At 68.4% G+C, this 23,172-nt stretch carries 25 protein-coding genes; 20 read left to right on the top strand and 5 right to left on the bottom strand.

The window, feature by feature from the left end; all coding sequences use genetic code 11:
* The first annotated feature begins 143 nt into the window (after positions 1-143).
* From P6281_RS22415 to P6281_RS22390, 6 genes are read left to right on the top strand one after another with little or no spacing between them, the layout of a single operon-like run.
* Positions 144-899 carry a deoxyribonuclease IV gene (locus P6281_RS22415; RefSeq protein ID WP_008260869.1) on the top strand — a complete coding sequence of 252 codons (756 nt, stop codon included), beginning with the start codon at positions 144-146 and terminating at the stop codon, positions 897-899.
* A gap of 27 nt (positions 900-926) precedes the next feature.
* A complete protein-coding gene (locus tag P6281_RS22410) occupies positions 927-1,766 on the top strand; it encodes an extracellular catalytic domain type 1 short-chain-length polyhydroxyalkanoate depolymerase (protein ID WP_008260865.1) in 840 nt (279 codons plus the stop codon).
* A 47-nt stretch (positions 1,767-1,813) separates the two neighbouring features.
* Positions 1,814-3,442 carry an acyl-CoA dehydrogenase family protein gene (locus P6281_RS22405; protein ID WP_008260863.1) on the top strand — a complete coding sequence of 543 codons (1,629 nt, stop codon included), beginning with the start codon at positions 1,814-1,816 and terminating at the stop codon, positions 3,440-3,442.
* Positions 3,439-4,377, top strand: coding sequence for a crotonase/enoyl-CoA hydratase family protein (locus P6281_RS22400; RefSeq protein WP_008260861.1), 939 nt, complete (start codon positions 3,439-3,441; stop codon positions 4,375-4,377). The genes P6281_RS22405 and P6281_RS22400 overlap by 4 nt, the downstream gene beginning before the upstream one ends.
* Positions 4,378-4,379: 2 nt before the next feature.
* Entirely contained in the window at positions 4,380-5,099 is a 720-nt protein-coding gene (locus P6281_RS22395; protein ID WP_014385817.1) for a PaaX family transcriptional regulator C-terminal domain-containing protein, read from the top strand.
* The gene (locus P6281_RS22390) at positions 5,096-5,863 is read left to right on the top strand and encodes a crotonase/enoyl-CoA hydratase family protein (RefSeq protein WP_202377576.1); all 768 of its coding nucleotides are present in this window, start codon (positions 5,096-5,098) and stop codon (positions 5,861-5,863) included. Before P6281_RS22395 ends, P6281_RS22390 begins: the two co-directional genes overlap by 4 nt.
* A gap of 39 nt (positions 5,864-5,902) precedes the next feature.
* On the opposite strand, the gene P6281_RS22385 is transcribed toward P6281_RS22390, so the two are convergent.
* Together P6281_RS22385 and P6281_RS22380 are read right to left on the bottom strand one after the other, a co-directional pair.
* Positions 5,903-6,364, bottom strand: a complete 462-nt coding sequence (locus P6281_RS22385; RefSeq protein ID WP_044059221.1) for a DUF3060 domain-containing protein — start codon at positions 6,362-6,364, stop codon at positions 5,903-5,905.
* Between the two features lie 29 nt (positions 6,365-6,393).
* Positions 6,394-6,771: a DUF3060 domain-containing protein gene (locus P6281_RS22380; RefSeq protein ID WP_014381131.1), complete on the bottom strand. Its 378-nt coding sequence runs from the start codon at positions 6,769-6,771 to the stop codon at positions 6,394-6,396.
* 196 nt (positions 6,772-6,967) lie between these two features.
* Here P6281_RS22380 and P6281_RS22375 point away from each other — a divergent pair, with 196 nt between their 5' ends.
* The 9 genes from P6281_RS22375 (at position 6,968) to P6281_RS22335 (ending at position 16,178) form a co-directional block, all read left to right on the top strand.
* Positions 6,968-7,612, top strand: coding sequence for a TetR/AcrR family transcriptional regulator (locus P6281_RS22375; protein WP_008260853.1), 645 nt, complete (start codon positions 6,968-6,970; stop codon positions 7,610-7,612).
* 257 nt (positions 7,613-7,869) lie between these two features.
* Positions 7,870-8,244 (top strand): 30S ribosomal protein S12, encoded by a 375-nt coding sequence (rpsL, locus tag P6281_RS22370; protein WP_007767794.1) that lies wholly within the window; start codon positions 7,870-7,872, stop codon positions 8,242-8,244.
* Positions 8,244-8,714 (top strand): 30S ribosomal protein S7, encoded by a 471-nt coding sequence (rpsG, locus tag P6281_RS22365; protein WP_008260850.1) that lies wholly within the window; start codon positions 8,244-8,246, stop codon positions 8,712-8,714. The genes rpsL and rpsG overlap by 1 nt, the downstream gene beginning before the upstream one ends.
* A gap of 81 nt (positions 8,715-8,795) precedes the next feature.
* Positions 8,796-10,901, top strand: coding sequence for an elongation factor G (fusA, locus tag P6281_RS22360; protein WP_008260848.1), 2,106 nt, complete (start codon positions 8,796-8,798; stop codon positions 10,899-10,901).
* 110 nt (positions 10,902-11,011) lie between these two features.
* A complete protein-coding gene (gene tuf / locus P6281_RS22355) occupies positions 11,012-12,202 on the top strand; it encodes an elongation factor Tu (RefSeq protein ID WP_008260847.1) in 1,191 nt (396 codons plus the stop codon).
* 171 nt (positions 12,203-12,373) lie between these two features.
* Positions 12,374-13,114, top strand: coding sequence for a PE family protein (locus tag P6281_RS22350; protein WP_169716665.1), 741 nt, complete (start codon positions 12,374-12,376; stop codon positions 13,112-13,114).
* Positions 13,115-13,206: 92 nt separating this feature from the next.
* On the top strand, positions 13,207-14,055 hold the full coding sequence (locus P6281_RS22345; protein WP_202284502.1) for an SHOCT domain-containing protein: 849 nt from the start codon (positions 13,207-13,209) through the stop codon (positions 14,053-14,055).
* Between the two features lie 91 nt (positions 14,056-14,146).
* Positions 14,147-14,965 (top strand): mycofactocin-coupled SDR family oxidoreductase, encoded by an 819-nt coding sequence (locus P6281_RS22340; RefSeq protein ID WP_324738524.1) that lies wholly within the window; start codon positions 14,147-14,149, stop codon positions 14,963-14,965.
* A gap of 25 nt (positions 14,966-14,990) precedes the next feature.
* Positions 14,991-16,178, top strand: a complete 1,188-nt coding sequence (locus P6281_RS22335; protein WP_324738523.1) for an NAD(P)/FAD-dependent oxidoreductase — start codon at positions 14,991-14,993, stop codon at positions 16,176-16,178.
* Between the two features lie 7 nt (positions 16,179-16,185).
* Here P6281_RS22335 and P6281_RS22330 read toward each other — a convergent pair whose 3' ends face one another.
* Positions 16,186-17,013: an inositol monophosphatase family protein gene (locus tag P6281_RS22330; RefSeq protein WP_009956322.1), complete on the bottom strand. Its 828-nt coding sequence runs from the start codon at positions 17,011-17,013 to the stop codon at positions 16,186-16,188.
* A 567-nt stretch (positions 17,014-17,580) separates the two neighbouring features.
* Between P6281_RS22330 and P6281_RS22325 the strand changes: the two genes are divergently transcribed.
* Entirely contained in the window at positions 17,581-18,441 is an 861-nt protein-coding gene (locus tag P6281_RS22325; protein ID WP_193375520.1) for an aldo/keto reductase, read from the top strand.
* 62 nt (positions 18,442-18,503) lie between these two features.
* Here the strand turns inward: P6281_RS22325 and P6281_RS22320 are convergent, their stop codons facing one another.
* Together P6281_RS22320 and mftR are read right to left on the bottom strand one after the other, a co-directional pair.
* Positions 18,504-19,547 carry a DUF2332 domain-containing protein gene (locus tag P6281_RS22320; protein WP_014383299.1) on the bottom strand — a complete coding sequence of 348 codons (1,044 nt, stop codon included), beginning with the start codon at positions 19,545-19,547 and terminating at the stop codon, positions 18,504-18,506.
* Positions 19,544-20,137 carry a mycofactocin system transcriptional regulator gene (gene mftR / locus P6281_RS22315; RefSeq protein WP_009957101.1) on the bottom strand — a complete coding sequence of 198 codons (594 nt, stop codon included), beginning with the start codon at positions 20,135-20,137 and terminating at the stop codon, positions 19,544-19,546. The genes P6281_RS22320 and mftR overlap by 4 nt, the downstream gene beginning before the upstream one ends.
* A gap of 102 nt (positions 20,138-20,239) precedes the next feature.
* Here mftR and mftA point away from each other — a divergent pair, with 102 nt between their 5' ends.
* From mftA to mftD, 4 genes are read left to right on the top strand one after another with little or no spacing between them, the layout of a single operon-like run.
* On the top strand, positions 20,240-20,329 hold the full coding sequence (gene mftA, locus P6281_RS22310) for a mycofactocin precursor MftA (protein ID WP_007773607.1): 90 nt from the start codon (positions 20,240-20,242) through the stop codon (positions 20,327-20,329).
* Complete coding sequence (gene mftB / locus P6281_RS22305) at positions 20,314-20,655, top strand: mycofactocin biosynthesis chaperone MftB (RefSeq protein ID WP_201358779.1); 342 nt, start codon at positions 20,314-20,316, stop codon at positions 20,653-20,655. Before mftA ends, mftB begins: the two co-directional genes overlap by 16 nt.
* Complete coding sequence (gene mftC, locus P6281_RS22300) at positions 20,652-21,863, top strand: mycofactocin radical SAM maturase (RefSeq protein ID WP_009957098.1); 1,212 nt, start codon at positions 20,652-20,654, stop codon at positions 21,861-21,863. Before mftB ends, mftC begins: the two co-directional genes overlap by 4 nt.
* Positions 21,864-21,865: 2 nt before the next feature.
* Positions 21,866-23,053 carry a pre-mycofactocin synthase MftD gene (mftD, locus tag P6281_RS22295; RefSeq protein ID WP_009957097.1) on the top strand — a complete coding sequence of 396 codons (1,188 nt, stop codon included), beginning with the start codon at positions 21,866-21,868 and terminating at the stop codon, positions 23,051-23,053.
* The last annotated feature ends 119 nt before the right edge of the window (positions 23,054-23,172 follow it).

The raw sequence follows: 23,172 nt of genomic DNA, 5'->3' as shown, positions 1-23,172 counted from the left end.
CAAAGCCCCGGGTTTCGCCCGGGGCTTTGTCGTTGCGTGGGACGCCGAGCCGGTCGGGTGTGCGGCCAGCCGCACGTTCGGACTCGGGTGTGCGGCCAGCCGCACTCTCGCCGCCGTCAGGACCCCTCACTACACTGGCCACCGTGCTCATCGGTTCGCATGTCCACCAGGATGACCCGCTGGCCGCCGCGCAGGCCGACGGCGCCGACGTCGTCCAGTTCTTCCTCGGCAACCCGCAGAGCTGGAAGAAGCCCAAGCCGCGTGACGACGCCGAGGCGCTCAAGGCGTCGACCATCCCGCTCTACATCCACGCGCCCTACCTGATCAACGTGGCCTCGGCCAACAACCGGGTCCGCATCCCGTCGCGCAAGATCCTGCAGGACACCTGCGACGCGGCCGCGGCGATCAGCGCGACGGCGGTGATCGTGCACGGCGGCCACGCCGACGACAACGACATGGACGCCGGCTTCGAACGGTGGGTCAAGGCCCTGGACTACCTGGAAACGGACGTGCCGGTCTACCTGGAGAACACCGCCGGCGGCGACCACGCGATGGCCCGCCACTTCGACACCATCGGCCGGCTGTGGGATCACATCGGCGACAAGGGAATTGGGTTCTGCCTGGACACCTGCCACGCCTGGGCCGCCGGCGAGCAGCTGATCGACGCGGTCGACCGCATCAAGGCGCTGACCGGCCGCATCGACCTGGTGCACTGCAACGACTCGAGGGACGCGGCGGGCTCCGGCGCCGACCGGCACGCCAACTTCGGCACCGGCCAGATCGATCCCGAGCTGCTCGCCGCGGTGGTCAAGGCCGCCGACGCCCCGGTGATCTGCGAAACCGCCGACGAGGGCCGCAAGGACGACATCGCGTTCCTGCGGGAGAAAACGGGCGGCTGAGCGCGGGCCAGCGCTTACCTTTGATCCATGCTGCGCCGGCTGGCCACGATCTCGGGTGTCGTCCTGGTGCTCGCGGGCTGCTTCCCCGGAGTCGCCAACGCGCCGACGGGCTTCGTGACCGGCACCAGCGTCCACCACCTCAAGGTCGGCGATCTCGATCGCAGCTATCGGCTGTACAAGCCCGCGGGAGTGGCGGCCTCGGCCCCGCTCGTGGTCATGATGCACGGCGTGTCGGGAAGCGCCAGGGAAGCCGAAAAGGACTACCACTGGGACGGTTTGGCCGATTCGGGCAAGTTCGTCGTCGCCTACCCTGACGGCCTCGACCACGCCTGGAACGTCGACGGCCAAACCTGCTGCGGCCGGTCCGGACGAGAGGGCGTGGATGACGTCGGTTTCATCAGCGCGGCCGTCGCCGACATCGCCAAGAACGTCGGCATCGACACCGCGAAGGTCTATGCCACCGGCATGAGCAACGGCGGCATCATGTCCTACACGCTGGCCTGCACCACGGAGATCTTCGCCGCGATCGGTCCGGTCGCGGGCACCCAGCTGAACTCCTGCCGCACGCCGCATCCGATGTCGGTCATGCACATTCACGGCACCGCGGACGAGCTGGTGCCCTACGGCGGCGGACCGGGCTACAGCGTGATCAACGGCCCGCCCGTGCCGAACGTGAATGCCTTCTGGCGCAACGTCGATCAGTGCGGCGCCCCGTCGGCCACCACCGACGGCCCGATCACCACCTCGACCGCGGGATGCGCCGAGGGTCGCGGGGTCGTGCTCATCACGGTCGACCACGGCGACCACGAGTGGCCCGACTTCGCGACGCGAGAACTGTGGGACTTCTTCGCCGCGCACCCGCGCTGAGCATTACAGCTCTTGTGCAACTGTCGGAAAAATGTAACATTGATCCCATGTCGGACACCCATGTCGTCACCAACCAGGTCCCGCCCCTGGAAGACCACAACCCCGCCACCTCGGCGGTGCTCATCGAGGCCCTGATTCGCGAGGGAGGGCAGTGGGGCCTGGACGAGGTGAACGAGGTCGGCGCCCTGTCGGCCAGCCGCGAGGCGCAGCGCTGGGGCGAGCTCGCCGATCGCAACCGGCCCATCCTGCACACCCACGACCGCAACGGTCACCGGATCGACGAGGTCGAATACGACCCGGCGTACCACGAGCTGATGCGCGCGGCGATCGAACACGGCATGCACGCCGCGCCCTGGGCCGACGAGCGGCCGGGTGCGCACGTCGTGCGGGCCGCCAAGACCTCGGTGTGGACGGTCGAACCGGGGCACGTCTGCCCGATTTCGATGACGTATGCCGTGGTGCCCGCGCTGCGCTACAACCCCGAGCTGGCCCAGGTCTACGAGCCGCTGCTGACCTCCCGCGAATACGACCCGGAACTCCGGCCGGCCACCGCCAAGCCCGGCATCACGGCGGGCATGTCGATGACCGAGAAGCAGGGCGGCTCCGACGTGCGCGCCGGCACCACGCAGGCCACCCCCAACGCCGACGGCACCTACAGCCTGACGGGCCACAAGTGGTTCACCTCGGCGCCGATGTGTGACATCTTCCTGGTGCTCGCGCAGGCGCCCGGAGGGTTGTCGTGCTTCATGCTGCCGCGCGTGCTGCCCGACGGCACCCGCAACCGGATGTTTTTGCAGCGTCTCAAGGACAAGCTCGGCAACCACGCCAACGCCTCGAGCGAGGTCGAGTACGACGGCGCGATCGCGTGGCTGGTGGGCGAGGAGGGCCGCGGCGTGCCGACCATCATCGAGATGGTCAACCTCACCCGGCTGGACTGCACGCTGGGCAGCGCCACCAGCATGCGCACCGGTTTGACCCGCGCGATCTACCACGCCCAGCACCGAAAGGCGTTTGGCGCCTATCTCATTGACCAGCCGCTGATGCGCAACGTGCTGGCCGATTTGGCCGTGGAGGCGGAGGCGGCCACCATGGTCGCGATGCGGATGGCCGGCGCCACCGACAAGGCGGTGCGCGGCGACGAGACCGAGGCGCTGCTGCGCCGGATCGGCCTGGCCGCCAGCAAGTACTGGGTGTGCAAGCGCTCGACCCCGCACGCCGCCGAAGCCCTGGAATGCCTGGGCGGCAACGGCTATGTGGAGGACTCCGGCATGCCGCGGCTGTACCGGGAGGCGCCGCTGATGGGCATCTGGGAGGGTTCGGGCAACGTCAGCGCGCTGGATACGTTGCGCGCCATGGCGACTCGTCCCGAATGCGTCGAGGTGCTGTTCGACGAAATCGCCGAGAGCGCGGGCCAGGACCCGCGCCTGGGCAACCATGTCGCGCGGCTGCGCGCCGACCTGGCCAACCTGGAGTCCATCGCCTACCGCGGCCGCAAGGTCGCCGAGGACATCTGCCTGGCGCTGCAGGGCTCGCTGCTGGTGCGCCACGGGCACCCCGCCGTCGCCGAGGCGTTCCTGACGACCCGGCTCGACCGCCGGTGGGGCGGCGCGTTCGGCACCATGCCCGACGGGCTCGACCTCGCGCCGATTCTCGAGCGTGCTCTAGTAAAGGGATGACTCACGCGATCAGGCCGGTCGACTTCGACAACCTGAAGACGATGACCTATGAGGTCACCGACCGGGTCGCCCGGATCACGTTCAACCGGCCGGAGAAGGGCAACGCGATCGTCGCCGACACGCCGCTGGAGCTCTCCGCGCTGGTGGAGCGCGCCGACCTCGACCCGAATGTGCACGTCATCCTGGTGTCCGGTCGCGGCGAGGGATTCTGCGCCGGATTCGACCTGAGCGCCTACGCCGACCGCACCGGGTCGGCCGGCGGCACCGGCGCGTACGCGGGCACCGTGCTGGACGGAAAGACCCAGGCGGTCAACCATCTGGCGGATCAGCCGTGGGACCCGATGATCGATTACCAGATGATGAGCCGCTTCGTGCGAGGCTTTTCCAGCCTCATGCACGCCGACAAGCCCACGGTGGTCAAGATCCACGGCTACTGCGTGGCCGGGGGCACCGACATCGCGCTGCACGCCGACCAGGTGATCGCCGCCGCCGACGCCAAGATCGGCTACCCGCCCACCCGGGTGTGGGGCGTGCCGGCGGCCGGCCTGTGGGCGCACCGGCTCGGCGACGCGCGCGCGAAAAGGCTGCTGTTCACCGGCGATTGCATCACCGGCGCGCAGGCCGCCGAGTGGGGATGGGCGGTCGAGGCGCCGGATCCGGCGGACCTCGACGAGCGCACCGAGCGGCTGGTCGAGCGGATCGCCGCGGTGCCGGTCAACCAGCTGATCATGGTCAAGCTCGCGCTGAATTCCGCCCTGCTGCAACAGGGTGTGGCCACCAGCAGGATGGTCAGCACGGTGTTCGACGGCGTCGCCCGGCACACGCCCGAGGGCCACGCGTTCGTCGCCGACGCGGTCGAGCACGGATTCCGTGAGGCGGTGCGGCATCGCGACGAACCCTTCGGCGACCACGGCCGCCGGGCGTCCGGGGTGTAGCGATGCCGGACATGACGGCGCGGTCGGTGGTGCTCAGCGTGCTGCTCGGCGCCCACCCGGCGCGCGCCCGCGCCAGCGAACTGGTCAGGCTCACTTCCGATTTCGGCATCAAGGAGTCGACGCTGCGAGTGGCGCTGACCCGGATGGTCGGCGCGGGCGACCTGGTCCGCAACGCCGACGGCTACCAGCTCTCGGACCGCCTGCTCGCCCGCCAGCGGCGCCAGGACGATGCCATCGACCCGCGCGTGCGTCCCTGGCGCGGGGAGTGGGTCACCCTGGTCGTGACCAGCGTGGGGGACGACGCACGCACCCGGGCCGCGCTGCGAACCGCCATGCACGACAAGCGTTTTGGTGAGCTGCGCGAGGGGGTGTGGATGCGCCCCGACAACATCGACGCGGAGCTGGGCCCCGACGTCACCGCCAGGGTCCGGGTGCTGCGCGCGCGCGACGGCGACCCCGCCGAGCTGGCCGCGCAGCTGTGGGACCTGCCCGCCTGGGCACGGGCCGGGCACCGGTTGCTCGACGACATGGCCGCCGCGCCGGACATTCCGGGCCGTTTCGTGGTGGCCGCCGCGACCGTCCGGCACCTGCTCACCGACCCGGTCCTGCCCGACGAACTCCTGCCGGCCGACTGGCCCGGGGCCCGGCTGCGGGCGGCCTACCATGACTTCGCCGCTGAGCTGCTGCGGCGGCGCGAACCACTATGTGCGGAGGCGAGATGAGCGATCCGGTGCGCGTCGAGCGCAACGGCCGGGTGACCACCGTGATCATCGACCGGCCGGGGGCGCGCAACGCGGTCAACGGCCCGACGGCCGCCGCGCTCTATGCGGCGTTCGAGGAGTTCGACCGCGACGACACCGCGTCGGTCGCCGTGCTGTGGGGCGACGGCGGGACATTCTGTGCCGGAGCCGATTTGAAGGCGTTCGGCACACCCGACGCCAACGCCGTGCACCGGAGTGGCCCGGGCCCGATGGGCCCGACGCGGATGGTGCTGTCCAAGCCCGTCATCGCCGCGGTCAGCGGCTACGCCGTCGCCGGCGGCCTCGAGTTGGCCATCTGGTGTGATCTGCGGGTGGTCGAGGAGGACGCCGTGTTCGGGGTGTTCTGCCGGCGCTGGGGTGTTCCCCTGATCGACGGGGGCACGGTGCGGCTGCCGCGCCTGATCGGCCACAGCCGCGCGATGGACATGATCCTCACCGGCCGCGCCGTGGCCGCCGACGAAGCCGAGGCCATCGGGCTGGCGAACCGGGTGGTCCCCAAGGGCCAATCGCGCCGGGCCGCAGAGGAATTGGCGGCACAACTGTCGGCGCTGCCGCAGCAGTGCCTGCGCTCGGACCGGCTCTCGGCGCTACACCAATGGGGGGCAACGGAATCCGAGGCGCTCGACTTCGAATTCGCCAGCATCTCCCGGGTCGCCGCCGAGGCGAACGAAGGGGCCGGGCGGTTCGCCGCCGGCGCGGGGCGTCACGGCGCGGCCGCCGATTGAGGGCGCGTTAGCCGCCGATCAAGGCCGGTGAGCCGCCGGTCAGCTGCCCTTGTTGATCGTGTTGTCCGAGCCGAGGTTATCGACCTTGGGATCGCCGTCTTTGTAGGTGATGGTGTTGTTCATCCCGAGCACGGTGATGCGCTTCTCGACCTTGTCGAGGGTGATCTTGTTGTTGGTGCCGCCGATGTTCACCGTCGAGCAGCTGCCGGTGACGGTCAGGGTGTTGTCCGAACCGGCCACGTTCAGCGACTTGCCGGTGGCGCAGTCGAGGTTGGTGGTGGTGCCCATCGACCCGTAGTTCACCGTGTTGCCGATCTCGAGGGACGCGGTGGTGCTCGCTCCGCTCGATCCCGTCGTCGGCGCGGCGCCGGCACTGGTCGTCGGGCTGCTCTTCGTCGTGGTGGTGGAGGAGGAGCCCGCCGGCGGGTTGGCCGTCGAGCTGCAGCCGGCCAGCACCAGGATCGCGGCGGCCGGTGCCAGGGCGAAGGTGTGCACACGCATCGTTGTTTGATTCCCCTCGGTATGGTGCCTCAGCCCGGCACCTGCTGGAGCCGGTTGGTCATGCCCAGTTCGCGGCCCCGGTCCCACAGGAACGGCTGACCACCCTTGTAGAGCACGGTCTGGTCGTGGCCGTACACCGTGATGTCGTGCGAAACCGAGTCGGCGATAACGACATTCGACGAACCCATCACCGTCACGGCGTAGCAGTTGCCCAGCGCGGTGACCGTCAGGAACGAGCCGTTGACCAGCAGCGTGGCGTCGTTGCAGTCGACCGTCTGCTCCATGTCCTCCCCGATGACATGGGTGTCGCCGTTCTTGGCCTGCGCCAGCCCCGGCACGGCGGCGAAACCGGCGACGACGGCGACGGCGCACGTGGCCAACGACCCGGCGACAGTTGTCCACTTCACTGCGGGCCCCCTCTTGGACGGGTCGTCTGCTCGAATGAGCCAAGCATGACATTACGTGCATTCGCCCGCCCGATGGCAGATTTTCTTTTGGTTTGCCGGGCGCTCATGCCCCTGCGGGGAGATTAATGTCTGACCGGGCGTCAACTAGAGTCATTAGTTAACCGCAACCCGTTCCCGCGATCGAAGGGCGACCGCCATGGCAGCTCAACCGGAATCGCCGTCGGCGGCCGGGCGCCAACGCGCGGGACGGCCCGGTTCGCGCCCGACCAAGCTCAGCCGGGAAGGGATCATCGACGGCGCGCTGACGTTCCTGGACCGCGAGGGCTGGGACGCCCTGACCATCAACGCGCTGGCGACGCAGTTGGGCACCAAGGGGCCGTCGCTGTACAACCACGTGGACAGCCTGGAGGACTTGCGCCGGGCGGTCCGGATCCGGGTGATCGACGACATCATCATGATGCTCAACCGGGTGGGCGAGGGCCGCGCCCGCGACGACGCGGTGCTCGTCATGGCCGGCGCGTACCGCAGCTACGCCCACCACCACCCGGGCCGCTACTCGGCCTTCACCCGGATGCCGCTGGGTGGCGAAGACGCCGAGTACGCGGCGGCGACCCGCAGCGCGGCCGCCCCGGTGATCGCCGTGCTGTCCTCCTACGGTCTAGACGGCGCCGAAGCCTTCCACGCCGCGCTGGAGTTCTGGTCCGCGATGCATGGCTTCGTGTTGCTCGAGATGACCGGCGTCATGGACGACATCGACACCGACGTGTTGTTCTCCGACATGGTGCTGCGCCTGGCGGCGGGTCTGGAACGGCGCACCGCCCACGACGGCGCCAGGGGCTAGGCCCCCTTGCGATCGCCGCTTTGACCTGCGAGACCGGCGGCGGGTATTGTGGTTCCTCGTGCCTGGCGGCTTACGGCGCCTAACCGTAAGGAAGTGAATGCCGGGCGAATTCGCGTGTCCACCATGCATCGGACTTACGTCCGGTGCGCAGCGCATGCGACACACCCGGCCGCGGGGTGAAGCGGACGGTCATAACTGCAGTACACAGACTTGAAGACGCCAGAAATATGCCGAACACGAACAGAGAAAGCCGGTAGATGCCAACCATTCAGCAGCTGGTCCGCAAGGGTCGCCGGGACAAGGTCGCCAAGGTCAAGACCGCGGCCCTCAAGGGCAGCCCGCAGCGCCGTGGCGTATGCACCCGCGTGTACACCACCACCCCGAAGAAGCCGAACTCCGCTCTTCGGAAGGTCGCCCGCGTGAAGCTGACGAGCCAGGTTGAGGTGACGGCCTACATCCCCGGCGAGGGACACAACCTGCAGGAGCACTCGATGGTGCTGGTGCGTGGTGGCCGGGTGAAGGACCTGCCCGGTGTCCGGTACAAGATCATCCGCGGTTCGCTCGACACCCAGGGCGTCAAGAACCGCAAGCAGGCTCGCAGCCGTTACGGCGCCAAGAAGGAGAAGAGCTGATGCCGCGCAAGGGGCCCGCGCCGAAGCGCCCATTGGTCAACGACCCGGTCTACGGGTCGCAGCTGGTCACCCAGCTGGTGAACAAAGTCCTGCTGCAGGGGAAGAAATCGCTCGCCGAGCGCATTGTTTATGGTGCGCTCGAACAAGCCCGGGACAAGACGGGCACCGATCCCGTGATCACGCTCAAGCGTGCTCTCGACAACGTCAAGCCCGCCCTGGAGGTGCGCAGCCGCCGCGTCGGTGGTGCCACCTATCAGGTGCCGGTCGAGGTGCGTCCGGATCGGTCCACCACGCTGGCACTGCGCTGGCTGGTCAGCTTCTCGCGGCAACGCCGGGAGAAGACCATGGTCGAGCGCCTGGCAAACGAGATCCTGGATGCCAGCAACGGCCTGGGTGCCGCCGTCAAGCGACGCGAGGACACCCACAAGATGGCCGAGGCCAACCGCGCCTTCGCGCACTACCGCTGGTAGGTCTTTGCGGCCCGCGCGCCGGGGCGCTGGCCTGACCGCGACAGACAGCAATTAAGCAATCGAAAGAGTGGGAAGACTTCTGTGGCACAGAAGGACGTGCTGACCGACCTGACCAAGGTCCGCAACATCGGCATCATGGCGCACATCGACGCCGGCAAGACGACGACGACCGAGCGCATCCTCTACTACACCGGTATCAGCTACAAGATCGGTGAGGTGCACGACGGCGCCGCCACCATGGACTGGATGGAGCAGGAGCAGGAGCGGGGGATCACCATCACCTCCGCGGCCACCACCTGCTTCTGGAAAGACAACCAGATCAACATCATCGACACCCCCGGGCACGTCGACTTCACCGTGGAAGTCGAGCGCTCGCTGCGTGTCCTCGATGGCGCCGTCGCCGTCTTCGACGGCAAGGAGGGCGTGGAGCCGCAGTCCGAGCAGGTCTGGCGGCAGGCCGACAAGTACGACGTCCCGCGCATCTGCTTCGTCAACAAGATGGACAAGATCGGGGCCGACTTCTACTTCTCCGTGCGCACCATGGAGGAGCGCCTCGGCGCCAACGTCATCCCGATCCAGCTGCCCGTCGGCTCCGAGGGTGACTTCGAGGGCATCGTCGACCTGGTCGAGATGAACGCCAAGGTGTGGCGCGGCGAGACGAAGCTGGGCGAGACCTACGACACCATCGACATCCCGGCCGAGCTGGCCGAGAAGGCCGAGGAGTACCGCACCAAGCTGCTCGAGGCGGTCGCCGAGACCGACGAGGCGCTGCTGGAGAAGTACCTGGGCGGCGAGGAACTGTCGGTCGACGAGATCAAGGGTGCGCTGCGCAAGCTCACCATCAGCTCCGAGGCGTACCTGGTGCTGTGCGGCAGCGCGTTCAAGAACAAGGGCGTGCAGCCGATGCTGGACGCCGTCATCGACTACCTGCCCTCGCCGCTGGACGTGCCGCCGGCCGTCGGCCACGCGCCGGGCAAGGAGGACGAAGAGGTCACCCGCAAGCCGTCGACCGACGAGCCGTTCTCCGCGCTCGCGTTCAAGGTCGCGACGCACCCGTTCTTCGGCAAGCTGACCTACGTCCGGGTGTACTCCGGCAAGGTCGACTCCGGCAGCCAGGTCATCAACGCCACCAAGGGCAAGAAGGAGCGGCTGGGCAAGCTGTTCCAGATGCACTCCAACAAGGAGAACCCGGTGGAGACCGCCTCGGCGGGTCACATCTACGCGGTGATCGGGCTCAAGGACACCACCACCGGTGACACCCTGAGCGACCCGAACCAGCAGGTCGTGCTGGAGTCGATGACCTTCCCCGACCCGGTCATCGAGGTGGCCATCGAGCCCAAGACCAAGAGCGACCAGGAGAAGCTGTCGCTGTCGATCCAGAAGCTCGCCGAGGAGGACCCGACCTTCAAGGTGCACCTGGACCACGAGACCGGCCAGACGGTGATCGGCGGGATGGGCGAGCTGCACCTGGACATCCTGGTGGACCGGATGCGCCGCGAGTTCAAGGTCGAGGCCAACGTCGGCAAGCCGCAGGTGGCCTACAAGGAGACCATCCGCCGCAAGGTGGAGAACGTCGAGTTCACCCACAAGAAGCAGACGGGCGGCTCCGGCCAGTTCGCGAAGGTCATCATCAACCTCGAGCCGTTCACCGGCGAGGACGGCGCGACCTACGAGTTCGAGAACAAGGTCACCGGTGGGCGCATCCCGCGTGAGTACATCCCGTCGGTGGACGCGGGCGCGCAGGACGCCATGCAGTACGGTGTCCTGGCCGGTTACCCGCTGGTGAACATGAAGGTCACCCTGCTCGACGGGGCGTTCCACGAGGTCGACTCGTCGGAGATGGCCTTCAAGATCGCCGGTTCGCAGGTGCTGAAAAAGGCTGCGGCGCAAGCGCAGCCAGTCATCCTGGAACCGATCATGGCCGTCGAGGTCACCACGCCCGAGGACTACATGGGCGATGTGATCGGCGACCTGAACTCCCGCCGTGGCCAGATCCAGGCCATGGAGGAGCGGAGCGGTGCGCGCGTCGTGAAAGCGCATGTGCCGCTGTCGGAGATGTTCGGCTACGTCGGCGACCTGCGGTCCAAGACCCAAGGCCGGGCGAACTACTCCATGGTCTTCGACTCGTACGCCGAAGTGCCGGCGAACGTGTCAAAGGAGATCATCGCGAAGGCGACGGGCCAGTAAACATTCGCTCGGAGTAATCTTGCCGGGTCATTGGAATGCCTTGGGCGCGGCACAACTGAAAACACCAACACTGCTTTAACAAGCACCAACTAGTCCAGGAGGACACAGAAGTGGCGAAGGCGAAGTTCGAGCGGACGAAGCCGCACGTCAACATCGGGACCATTGGTCACGTTGACCACGGCAAGACCACGCTGACCGCGGCTATCACCAAGGTTCTGCACGACAAGTACCCGGACCTGAACGAGTCCCGCGCGTTCGACCAGATCGACAACGCGCCCGAGGAGCGTCAGCGCGGTATCACCATCAACATCTCCCACGTGGAGTACCAGACCGACAAGCGTCACTACGCCCACGTCGACGCCCCGGGTCACGCCGACTACATCAAGAACATGATCACCGGTGCGGCCCAGATGGACGGCGCGATCCTGGTGGTCGCCGCCACCGACGGCCCGATGCCGCAGACCCGTGAGCACGTGCTGCTCGCCCGTCAGGTCGGTGTGCCCTACATCCTGGTCGCCCTGAACAAGGCCGACATGGTCGACGACGAGGAGCTCCTCGAGCTCGTCGAGATGGAGGTCCGCGAGCTGCTGGCCGCCCAGGAGTTCGACGAGGACGCCCCGGTGGTGCGGGTCTCCGCGCTCAAGGCGCTCGAGGGCGACGCCAAGTGGGTCGAGTCCGTCGAGCAGCTGATGGAGGCCGTCGACGAGTCGATCCCGGACCCGGTCCGCGAGACCGAGAAGCCGTTCCTGATGCCGGTGGAGGACGTCTTCACCATCACCGGGCGTGGCACCGTGGTCACCGGTCGTGTCGAGCGCGGTGTGATCAACGTGAACGAGGAAGTCGAGATCGTCGGCATCCGCCCGACCAGCACCAAGACCACGGTCACCGGTGTGGAGATGTTCCGCAAGCTGCTCGACCAGGGCCAGGCCGGTGACAACGTCGGTCTGCTGCTGCGTGGTATCAAGCGTGAGGACGTCGAGCGCGGCCAGGTCGTGACCAAGCCGGGCACCACCACGCCGCACACCGAGTTCGAGGGCCAGGTCTACATCCTGTCCAAGGACGAGGGCGGCCGGCACACGCCGTTCTTCAACAACTACCGTCCGCAGTTCTACTTCCGCACCACCGACGTGACCGGTGTGGTGACGCTGCCGGAGGGCACCGAGATGGTGATGCCCGGTGACAACACCAACATCTCGGTGAAGCTGATCCAGCCCGTCGCCATGGACGACGGTCTGCGGTTCGCGATCCGCGAGGGTGGCCGCACCGTCGGCGCCGGCCGGGTCGTCAAGATCATCAAGTAGTTCGCTACTGAGTCAGGTCGAAGCCCGGATTGCCCACACGGCAATCCGGGCTTCGTCTGCTGTGCGCATCGCCTCGCCGGACCGGCGCGGAAATGATGCGGCCGCAGAGCGCCCTGCACTAGGATTTCGGCATAGTTCTCGGTGACCGTGAGGCGTGGCGGGGAGGTGCCGATGTCGTTCGTTCAAACGACTCCCGAATTCGTTGCGGCTGCCGCGACGGACCTGGCCAGGATCGGGACGACGATCACCTCCGCCAACACGGCGGCGATGGGGCCGACGTCGGCGGTGCTCGCCCCCGGCGCCGACGAGGTGTCGGCGAGCATCGCCGCCCTGTTCGACGCCCACTCCCAGGTCTATCAGGCACTCAGCGCCCAGGCGGCCGCCTTCCACAGCCAGTTCGTCCAGCTGATGAACGGCGGTGCGATGCAGTATGCCGCCGCCGAGGCGGCCAACGCGACGCCGCTGCAGACCGCGGCCGCGCCCGCATCGATGGCCGCGCAGGTACCGACGATGACGGCCGGCGCCATGAGCGCCTCCGCGCCGACCGCGCCCGCGGGGCCCCTGGCGGCGGCGGTGGCCCCGGCGGCCGCGGTGCCCGCACCGGCCGGCACGCCGGTCGCGGCGGCGCCGGTGGGGTCGGCGACGCTGGCCTCGGCCACCGCACCCGCCGGACCGGCGCGGGTGGCGACGCCGGCCTACGCACCGGCCGGGCCCGCGAGCACCGTCACGCCCGCGGCGTCGGCACCGACCGGCACGTCCGCCGCGCCGCCGGCACAGGTGGCGCCGCAGGCCTCCCCGGCCACGACGCTGCCGGTATCGCCGCGCACCGCCCCGCACTCGCCGGCGGGGACGCAGCCCGCGGCGCCCCCGGTGCGCCGGGTGCCGATCGTCCCGCCCGAATCGCTGGCCTGATCGCGGCCGAACCCGGTTTGCGCGTATCGCGTTCGCGGCGAGCCCCCGAGCGCTAATCTGACACAAATCCCCAGCAAGCCAAGGAGGGGCAAGTGTTAGCGCGCTACCTGAAGGCACAGTTAGTCGTTTTGCTGTGCGGAGGCCTCGTGGGGCCGATTTTCCTGGTCGTGTATTTCGTCATGGGGCTCGACAGCCTGCTGCAGTGGATGTTCTACGTCGGCCTGCTGATCACCGCGGCCGACGTGCTGATCGCGCTCGCGCTGGCCAACTACGGCGCCAAGACGTCGGCGAAGGTGGCCGCCCTCGAGCAGAGCGGCGTGCTGGCGCTCGCGCAGATCACCGGCATCACCGAAACGGGCACGTGGGTCAACAACCAGCAGGTCGTCAAGGTGCACCTGCACATCGCGGGGCCCGGGCTCCTGCCGTTCGACAGCGAAGACCGCGTGATCGCCAGCGTCACCCGGCTGGGCAACCTCAACGCCCGCAAGGTGGTGGTCCTGGTCAACCCCACCACCAACGAATACCGGATCGACTGGGAGCGAAGCGCTTTGGTCAACGGCCTGGTGCCCGCGCAGTTCACGGTGGCCGAGGACAACCGGACCTACGACCTGAGCGGGCAGGCGGGCCCGCTGATGGAGATCCTGCAGATCCTCAAGGCCAACAACGTTCCCCTCAACCGGATGGTCGACATCCGGTCGAACCCGGCGCTGCGCGGCCAGATCCAGGCGGTGGTGCGCCGGGCCGTCGAGCAGCAGTCATCGGCCGCCCAACCGGCGCCGGGTGCCCCGCCGTCCGCGGGCGCGGCGCCGTCGGCGGTCGTCACGCCGCCCGAACCGTCGATCGCCGCGCGGCTGCAGGAGCTGAACGATCTGCACGCGAGCGGCGCGGTCACTGACCAGGAATACAACAGCCGCCGCGCTGCGATCATCGCCGAAATCTAGGGACTCGTCCGCCCACCGGCGGCCGAATTAGAACACGTTTCAGTTCCGCTGCTAGCCTGGGCGTGTCTGTCGGCGGTCGAAGGGGTTACACGTGGCTGGATCACTGCACGGGCGGGTGGCATTCATCACCGGGGCCGCCCGCGGCCAGGGGCGATCGCACGCGGTGCGGCTGGCCGCCGAGGGCGCCGACATCATCGCGCTCGACATCTGCGCGCCGGCATCGGCCAGCGTGACCTACCCGCCCGCCACGCCCGAGGACCTCGACGAGACCGCGCGCCTGGTGGAGGGGCAGGGGCGCAAGATCCTGACCCGCGTCCTCGACGTCCGCGACGACGCCGCGCTGCGGGAGCTGGTGGCCGACGGGATGGAACAGTTCGGCCGGCTCGACATCGTGGTCGCCAACGCGGGAGTGCTGAGCTGGGGCCGCGTCTGGGAGCTCACCGACGAGCAGTGGGACGCCGTCATCGGGGTCAACCTGACCGGCACCTGGCGCACGCTGCGCGCCACCGTGCCCGCGATGATCGAGGCGGGCAACGGCGGTTCCATCGTCGTGGTCAGCTCCTCGGCGGGGCTCAAGGCGACACCGGGCAACGGCCACTACTCGGCCAGCAAGCACGGGCTCACCGCGCTCACCAATACCCTCGCGATCGAGCTCGGCGAATACGGCATCCGGGTCAACTCGATCCATCCGTACTCGGTCGAAACCCCGATGATCGAGCCCGAAGCGATGATGGAGATCTTCGGCAGGCATCCCAGCTTCGTGCACAGCTTCCCGCCAATGCCGGTGCAGCCCAACGGCTTCATGACGGCCGACGAAGTCGCCGACGTCGTGGCGTGGCTCGCCGGCGCCGGGTCCGGCACACTGACCGGCACGCAGATCCCGGTAGATAAGGGTGCCCTAAAGTACTGACCGGCCACCGTGCTAAGAACTCCACGTGAGTACTGACGCGAGCGCCACCAACGGAATCGTGATCGTCGGCGGCGGATTGGCCGCCGCCCGCACCGCCGAGCAGCTGCGGAAATCGGAGTATTCCGGGCCCATCACGCTCGTCAGCGACGAGGTCCACCTGCCGTATGACCGCCCGCCGCTGTCGAAAGAGGTGCTGCGCAAAGAGGTCGACGACACCGCGCTCAAACCGCGCGAGTGGTACGACGAGAACGACATCACCCTGCGGCTGGGATCGGCCGCGACAAGCCTGGACACCGCGGCGCAGACGGTGACGCTCGACGACGGGACGACGCTTCGCTACGACGAACTCGTCATCGCCACCGGGCTGGTACCGCGACGCATCCCGTCGATCCCCGACCTCGAGGGCATCCGGGTGCTGCGCTCGTTCGACGAGTCCCTGGCGCTGCGCGAGCACGCGTCCGCGGCGCAGCGCGCCGTCGTCATCGGCGCCGGCTTCATCGGCTGCGAGGTGGCGGCCAGCCTGCGCAGCCTGGGGGTGGACGTGGTGCTGGTGGAGCCCCAGCCCACTCCGCTGGCCGCGGTGCTCGGCGAACAGATCGGTGAGCTGGTGGCCCGGCTGCACCGCGCCGAAGGCGTCGACGTCCGGCTCGGGGTCGGCGTGGCGGAGGTGCGCGGTGACACGCGCGTCGAGGCGGTGGTGTTGAGCGACGGCACCGAGTTGGCGGCCGACGTGGTGGTGGTCGGCATCGGGTCGCGCCCGGCGACCGAATGGCTCGAGGGCAGCGGAGTTGACGTCGACAACGGCGTCATCTGCGACGAGGCCGGGCGCACCAGCGCGCCGAACGTGTGGGCGCTCGGGGACGTCGCGTCGTGGCGTGACGCGACGGGACACCAAGGGCGCGTGGAACATTGGAGCAATGTCGCCGATCAGGCCCGCGCCGTGGTGCCCGCGATGCTGGGGCAGGACGTGCCCACCGCGGTGGTGGTTCCCTACTTCTGGAGCGACCAATACGACGTCAAGATCCAGTGCCTGGGTGAGCCGGAGGCCGACGACATCGTGCACGTAGTCGAGGACGACGGTCGCAAGTTCCTGGCCTACTACGAACGCGACGGCGCCCTGGCCGGCGTGGTCGCCGGCGGGATGCCCGGCAAGGTCATGAAGATGCGCGCCAAAATCGCTGCGGCCGTGCCCATTTCGGAAGTGCTGGGCTGAGCCTTCGCTAGCCGACGGCGGTCGCGTACCGGTCGCCGACGTTCTCGGTGTTGCGGATCACCGTCGCGAGTTGCTCGGCGATGCCCGGCGCGCTGATGACCGTCGACGCGGACTTGTGGGTGTGGGGATTGCCCTGGGCGTCGGTGAGCTGCGCCCCCGCTTCCCGGGCGATGAGGGTCCCCGCCGCGGTGTCCCAGGGCTTGTTGGACATCATCACGCAGGCGTCCAGGGCGCCCTCGGCGACGAACGCGAGGTCCAGGGTCGCCGCCCCGATCATGCGGATGCGCTCGACCCGCGGCACCAGCTCGGCGGTGAGCGCCAGCCGGTGCTCGTTCAGCCTGCCGGCGTCGTGGCCGACGGCGTAGTCGCCGAGCGACACGATGGCCCCGCTGAGGCTGTCGGCGGCGCTGGCGTTGATCCGCTGGCCGCCCAGGAAAGCGCCCTTGCCCTCGATGGCGTGGTAGGTCTTGCCGAGCAGGGGAGCGTGGGTGACCGCGACCACGGTGCGCCCGGTGCGCATCAGCGCCAGTGATACGGCGCACAACGGCAGCCCGTGGACGAAGTTCGACGTTCCGTCGATGGGGTCGAGTACCCAGAGCCACTCGGAGGTTTCGATGTCCGGCTGTTGCTCGGACTCTTCGGCCAACAGTGGGATCTCGGGTGTGGTTTGGGCCAGGTAGTCGGCGATGTCACGCTGGATCGCGAGGTCGATGTCGGTGACCAGGTCACGGTCTCCCTTGTGCTGCACCGAGCTCGGCTGTGATTTCTTGAGCGTGGCGGCACCGATTTGCGTTGCTTGCCAGGCAATTTCGAAAAGCTCTTGCATTGTCTTCATGCGACAGACTTGCCTCGCTTCCAGGGGTAGCGCGTGGTCGCGTCTCTCGAGGATAGGGGACAGGTGATTTCACATCACAGTCGCATCACGGTATATCACGTTCGCATCACGACGCAGCTATGTCCGTTCCCCCGGGAGTGAAACACGCACCATTGTCGGTGTTTTCGCCGGTAGGGCGCCTGCCCCAGGGAGAATTACGCTGAAATCGGTGATGCGCCACAACGCAATTCGATGGTGCTGCACATCACATCGGTTTGAGGTTTCGTTTGTCTTCGTCGAGGGCACCGGGCGCTCGTGTTTGCGGTGTCACAAAATTGCCAAAATTCCATCGCCAATCTTATTGTGCTGGAAAGACGTAACTTCTGAGCTCGCGTTTTTTTGCTAATGCGACGTCGACCGCCTCGGTCCGGGCGCCGTCCGCCCGGCTCGGTTATTGTCTCCAAGCGAACGATGTATGGGGCCCATACGCACCAGAAGGGGTTGGCATAAGCCGCCTGGTGTGTTGTCCCTGAATCGTTTACGTCGAAGAAACCCCACACCCCAACCTGGCAGGCAGGTGATTGAAAAGTGACAGTGATTGATGAGATATACAGCGCTTCCAGCGTGATTCCGACCGTCGCTCTCAACGACGAGGCGAAGATGCCCGTACTTGGCTTGGGCGTAGCCAAATTGTCCGATGAGGAGACGGAAAGCTCGGTACTCGCGGCCCTGGAGGCTGGCTGCCGCCTCATCGACACCGCTGCCTCGTACGGAAACGAAGAAGCCGTCGGGCGGGCGATCGCCGCGTCGGGCATCCCGCGTGAGGAGTTGTTCGTCGCCACCAAGCTGGGCACCTCGAGGCAGGGCTTCCAGAGTGCCCAGGAGTCGTGCAAGGAGAGCCTGGACCGTCTTGGGCTGGATTACCTCGACCTCTACCTGATCCACTGGCCGGCGCCGAAGCTGGGCAAGTACGTGGAGAGCTTCGAGGGCATGAAGGTCGCCCGCGACGAGGGGCACGTCCGCTCGATCGGCGTCTGCAACTTCACCGAGGAACTGCTGGCGAACGTCATCGAGGAGACCGACGAGGTGCCCGCGGTGAACCAGGTCGAGCTGCACCCGCGCCTCAACCAGGCCGAGCTGCGCCAGGCGCACGCCCAGCACGACGTGACCACGCAGTCCTACAGTCCGCTGGGCGTCGGCAAGATGCTCGAGGACCCGACCGTGACGGCGATCGCCGCCGAGTACGGCCGCACGCCGGCGCAGGTGCTGGTCCGGTGGAACCTGCAGTTGGACAACGTGGTCGTCTCGCGGTCGTCCAAGCCCGAGCGCGTGGCCCAGAACCTCGACGTGTTCGACTTCACTTTGGAGTCCGAGCACATGGAGGCCATCAACGGATTGCACGACGGCACCCGGGTGCTGCACGATCCGATGACCTTCATGGGGACCTAGTACACGCAACGTCAATGCGGCCGAATTGCCGGGCCTAGTCCGGCAATTCGGCCGCATGCGTTTTACCGCCAGTGCACCGGCGGGCCGTGCGGGTGGCATTCGCCCAGCACGCGCGATTCGCCGTCCGGCCAGCTGCGGGCGCACACCTCGAACCTGATCGGGGCGCCGGGCCCATCGCTCGCCGGCTCCATCGTGAGGTGGGCGAACGGTGAGCGCGCGCCGGCCCGTGCGGCCAGCGCGTCCACGTGGGCGCGCACGGCGTCGCGCTCGTCGGCCGACAGGTATTGCCAGGTGATGGAATGCCAGAGGACGGTGAGCGCGCCGTCGGCCACCCGCAGGCCGGCGACCGCGCCGGCCGCCGTCCGGCGTTCGAGCCGGGCCGGGACCCGGCGGGCCACCTCGATGGCCCCGCGCAGCCGGGCCAGCCGCGTGGCCTGGTCGGGCCAGACGTAGCTCAGCACGGTCAGCTCCCCGTCGGTGTCGCCGACGTCGATCGGCGCGATGTCGTAGCCACACCGCTCGGCGATCCGCACGTCACGCCCGGGCGGCAGCGCGCCGCGCCACGCGTCGTCGATGGCCACCGGCGAGTCGGGCGGCCCCCACTGGCTCCCGGCGAACCGGTAAAGGTAGTGGTCGGCTCGCAGGTTCAGCCCCGCGCTCGACCCGATCTCGAAAAGCCTTATCGGCAAACCGGATTGATTGAGGTGCAGCAAGCCGCCGATCAGTGCGGCCGATCGACCCACCTCGTTGGTCTGCGGGGGTTGATCCAGCGCCGCGCGCAGCGCATCGGCGTGGCCGGCCGCGGCGTCGCGGATCTGAGGCCAGGCCGCTCCGGCGTTCCAGCTCCCGCCGGTGCTGGGGTACCAGCGGCGCAGGTGCGCCGCCCGGCCGTCGAGCACCAGCCGGTGCAGCCCGCCGAGCAGCCGAAGCGGCACCGCGTCGCGCGAGGGGGCGTGGCGGTGCCGGGACAGGATGGCCGCGAACACGCCGCCGGCTTCGACGTCGGCGGCCACCAGCTCGAACAGCTCGCCGTACATCGCGGAGCCCGACGAGGCGCAGAACCTGCCCTGGGCGCGCAGCGTGTGCGCCAGGTGCTCGACGCTCAAGTGTCCAGCTCGTTCAGCCCCGCGCCGACCACGTCGAAGGCATTGCCCAGGGCGACCGGCAGCGGGACGGACTCATCGCTGAGCCAGTGTTCGTAGGCCGACAGCGCCACCCCCAGCATCGTCCAGGCGGCGGTCTGCGGCAGCAGGTCGGTTGTCTTGCAATCGCAACGGCGGGCCACGAACCCGGCGATCACCTCGCGCCAGCCGGCGTACATCGTCATCGAATACGCCTGCAGCTCAGCGGTTTGCAGGATCACCCGCATGCGCTGGCGATGGCGGGCGGTCTCGGACTCGTCAAAGGTGTTGAACGCCAACAACGCCGCGCGCAGGGCATCGCCCAGGCGCACCCGGGAATCCACGTTGTCGAGCAGGTCGCGGAGGTGGGCGAGGTGAGTGTCGAAATCGCCCCACGGGATGGCGTTCTTGGACGCGTAGTAGCGAAAGAGCGTGCGGCGGGAGATGCCGGCGGCGTGGGCGACGTCGTCGACGCTCACGTCGGCGAAACCGCGGGCGGTGAACAGGTCGATGGCCACGTCGGTGATGTGGGCCGGCGTGGTCGAGCGGCGCCTGCCCACCCGCGGCTGCGGCATCTTCGGACCCCGCCCTTCCATTTCGGCACTCGATGCCATATTCTGGCGGCGAGTGTGACTCAGACCCCATCGTTGTCAAGACCCGACGAAAGGCAAGGCCCCGTGGACCACGAGACCGAAACTGACACCCAGCTCGTCACCGAGACCCTGGTCGAAGAGGTGTCCATCGACGGCATGTGCGGGGTCTACTGACCGTGCCTGCGCCCGCGCAGGCCGAAACGGCTCGCCCCGCCGGCGACACCGTGTTCGATCCTGATCGCGGCTGGCGACTGCACCCGCAGGTGGCGGTGCGGCCGGAACCGTTCGGCGCGCTGCTCTATCACTTCGGCACCCGCAAGCTGTCGTTTTTGAAGAACCGCAGCATCCTCACGGTGGTGCAGTCGCTGGCCGAGCACCCCGACGTCCGCTCCGCTTGTCGCGCGGCGGGCATCGACGACGCGGGGCAGGGTCCCTACCTGCACGCGCTGGGTGTACTCGTCGACTCCAAGATGCTGGTGCCCCGGGAGGACCATCAATGACCGCACCGACCCAAGCGGCCGTACCGCGGCTGATCGAGCAGTTCGAGCACGGGCTCGACGCGCCCATCTGCCTCACCTGGGAGCTCACCTACGCCTGCAACCTGGCCTGCGTGCACTGCCTGTCGTCGTCGGGCAAGCGGGATCCGCGCGAGCTGTCCACCCGTCAGTGCATGGACATCATCGACGAGCTGGAACGCATGCAGGTGTTCTACGTCAACATCGGTGGTGGGGAACCCACTGTGCGCCCGGACTTTTGGGAGCTCGTCGACTACGCGACCGCCCATCACGTCGGCGTCAAGTTCTCCACCAACGGCGTCCGGATCACGCCCGAGGTCGCCGCGCGGTTGGCGGCCAGCGACTACGTCGACGTCCAGATCTCGCTGGACGGCGCCACCGCCGAGGTCAATGACGCGGTGCGTGGACCCGGGTCGTTCGACATGGCGGTGCGGGCGCTGGAAAACCTGGCCGACGCCGGCTTCAAAGACGCCAAGATTTCCGTGGTCGTCACGCGGCACAACGTCGACCAGCTCGACGAATTCGCCGCGCTGGCAAGCCGTTACGGCGCCACGCTGCGGATCACCCGGCTGCGCCCGTCCGGGCGCGGCGCCGATGTCTGGGAGGAGCTGCACCCCACCGCCGACCAGCAGGTCCAGCTGTACGACTGGCTGGTCGCCAAGGGCGAGCGGGTGCTCACCGGCGACTCCTTCTTCCACCTGGCCCCGCTCGGTCAGTCCGGCGCGCTGGCCGGCCTGAACATGTGCGGCGCGGGCCGCGTCGTGTGCCTGATCGACCCCGTCGGCGACGTGTACGCCTGCCCGTTCGCCATCCATGACCGCTTCCTGGCCGGAAACGTGCTGTCGGACGGCGGCTTTGACAACGTGTGGAAGAACGCCCCGTTGTTCCGCGAGCTGCGCGAACCGCAGTCGGCGGGCGCCTGCGGCAGTTGCGGGCATTACGACAGCTGCCGGGGCGGCTGCATGGCGGCCAAGTTCTTCACCGGGCTGCCGCTGGACGGGCCGGACCCCGAATGCGTTCAGGGCCACAGCGCGTCGGCGCTGGCGCACGACCGCGAGACGCCGCGCCCCCGGGCCGACCACTCCCGCGGCAAGCGCATCCGCCAACCGGTGCCGCTCACGCTGTCGCTGCGGCCACCGACGGTCACGCCCGCGGCGCCGCCGGCGCGCCTGTGTAATGAAAGCCCGGTGTGACAATGGCCGAGAAATGGTTTGAAACCGTTGCCATCGCGCAGCAACGCGCCAAGCGCCGGCTGCCGAAATCGGCCTATTCGTCGCTGATTTCGGCCAGCGAAAAGGGAATCACGGTTTCCGACAACGTCGAAGCCTTCGGTGAGCTCGGTTTCGCCCCCCACGTCGTCGGCGCGCCGGCCAAGCGCGACATGTCGACCAGCGTTATGGGGCAGGACATTTCGATGCCCGTCCTGATCTCACCGACCGGCGTGCAGGCCGTGCACCCCGACGGCGAGGTGGCCGTCGCGCGGGCCGCCGCCGCCCGCGGCACCGCCATGGGCCTGTCCTCGTTCGCCAGCAAGCCGATCGAAGAGGTCATCGCGGCGAACCCCAAGTTGTTCTTCCAGCTGTACTGGCTGGGTGACCGCGACGCGATCGCGGCGCGGGTCGAGCGCGCCCGGGCGGCCGGCGCGGCAGGCCTGATCGTCACCACCGACTGGAGCTTCTCGCACGGCCGGGACTGGGGCAGCCCCTCGATCCCGGAGAAGATGGACCTCAAGACCATCCTGAAGATGAGCCCGGAGGTGATCACCAAGCCGCGGTGGTTTCTGCAGTGGGCGAAGACCATGCGGCCGCCGGAGCTGCGGGTGCCCAACCAGGGCCGCCGCGGCGAGCCCGGGCCCCCGTTCTTCGCGGCCTACGGCGAGTGGATGGGCACCCCGCCGCCGACCTGGGAAGACATCGCCTGGCTTCGCGAACTGTGGGGCGGGCCGTTCATGCTCAAGGGCGTGATCCGCGTCGATGACGCCAAAAGGGCTGTGGACGCGGGGGTTTCGGCGATCTCGGTGTCGAACCACGGTGGCAACAACCTGGACGGCACCCCGGCCTCGATCCGCGCCCTGCCGGCGATCGCCGCGGCCGTCGGGGATCAGGTCGAAGTGCTGCTCGACGGCGGCATCCGGCGCGGCAGCGACGTCGTGAAGGCCGTGGCGCTGGGGGCGCGCGCGGTGATGATCGGCCGGGCGTACCTGTGGGGCCTGGCCGCGGCGGGCCAACCGGGCGTGGAGAACGTCCTCGACATCTTGCGTGGCGGCATCGACTCGGCCCTGATGGGTCTGGGACATTCCTCGATCCACGACCTCGGGCCCGGCGACATCCTGGTGCCGCCCGGTTTCACCCGGGCGCTGGGCGTGCCGCCGGCCGGCGGATAACGAAAGCCGGGCTATCCAGGGCGGCTTTGTCGGAATTATTTGACGGCCACGGAAATCGTGGTACGGGCGGGGTAACCGTGACGAACGAGCCGACAATTCGAATGACCGATGAACGGCGC

The organism is Mycobacterium sp. 5-140-3-2, from assembly GCF_035666375.1.
In the GTDB taxonomy this organism is placed as follows: domain Bacteria; phylum Actinomycetota; class Actinomycetes; order Mycobacteriales; family Mycobacteriaceae; genus Mycobacterium; species Mycobacterium intracellulare.
Note: the sequence above shows the minus strand (reverse complement) of the source record. Positions and strands in the feature narration are given on the sequence as shown.

What these genes read in the sequence shown, in the direction of transcription:
- mftD (WP_009957097.1), top strand. Translation starts at nt 21,866, where the DNA reads ATGGCCGAGAAATGGTTTGAAACCGTTGCCATCGCGCAGCAACGCGCC.
- P6281_RS22385 (WP_044059221.1), bottom strand. Translation starts at nt 6,364, where the DNA reads ATGCGTGTGCACACCTTCGCCCTGGCACCGGCCGCCGCGATCCTGGTG.
- P6281_RS22405 (WP_008260863.1), top strand. Translation starts at nt 1,814, where the DNA reads ATGTCGGACACCCATGTCGTCACCAACCAGGTCCCGCCCCTGGAAGAC.
- P6281_RS22350 (WP_169716665.1), top strand. Translation starts at nt 12,374, where the DNA reads ATGTCGTTCGTTCAAACGACTCCCGAATTCGTTGCGGCTGCCGCGACG.
- P6281_RS22410 (WP_008260865.1), top strand. Translation starts at nt 927, where the DNA reads ATGCTGCGCCGGCTGGCCACGATCTCGGGTGTCGTCCTGGTGCTCGCG.
- mftC (WP_009957098.1), top strand. Translation starts at nt 20,652, where the DNA reads ATGACCGCACCGACCCAAGCGGCCGTACCGCGGCTGATCGAGCAGTTC.
- P6281_RS22390 (WP_202377576.1), top strand. Translation starts at nt 5,096, where the DNA reads ATGAGCGATCCGGTGCGCGTCGAGCGCAACGGCCGGGTGACCACCGTG.
- P6281_RS22330 (WP_009956322.1), bottom strand. Translation starts at nt 17,013, where the DNA reads ATGAAGACAATGCAAGAGCTTTTCGAAATTGCCTGGCAAGCAACGCAA.
- P6281_RS22400 (WP_008260861.1), top strand. Translation starts at nt 3,439, where the DNA reads ATGACTCACGCGATCAGGCCGGTCGACTTCGACAACCTGAAGACGATG.
- rpsG (WP_008260850.1), top strand. Translation starts at nt 8,244, where the DNA reads ATGCCGCGCAAGGGGCCCGCGCCGAAGCGCCCATTGGTCAACGACCCG.
- rpsL (WP_007767794.1), top strand. Translation starts at nt 7,870, where the DNA reads ATGCCAACCATTCAGCAGCTGGTCCGCAAGGGTCGCCGGGACAAGGTC.
- mftR (WP_009957101.1), bottom strand. Translation starts at nt 20,137, where the DNA reads ATGCCGCAGCCGCGGGTGGGCAGGCGCCGCTCGACCACGCCGGCCCAC.
- P6281_RS22375 (WP_008260853.1), top strand. Translation starts at nt 6,968, where the DNA reads ATGGCAGCTCAACCGGAATCGCCGTCGGCGGCCGGGCGCCAACGCGCG.
- P6281_RS22395 (WP_014385817.1), top strand. Translation starts at nt 4,380, where the DNA reads ATGCCGGACATGACGGCGCGGTCGGTGGTGCTCAGCGTGCTGCTCGGC.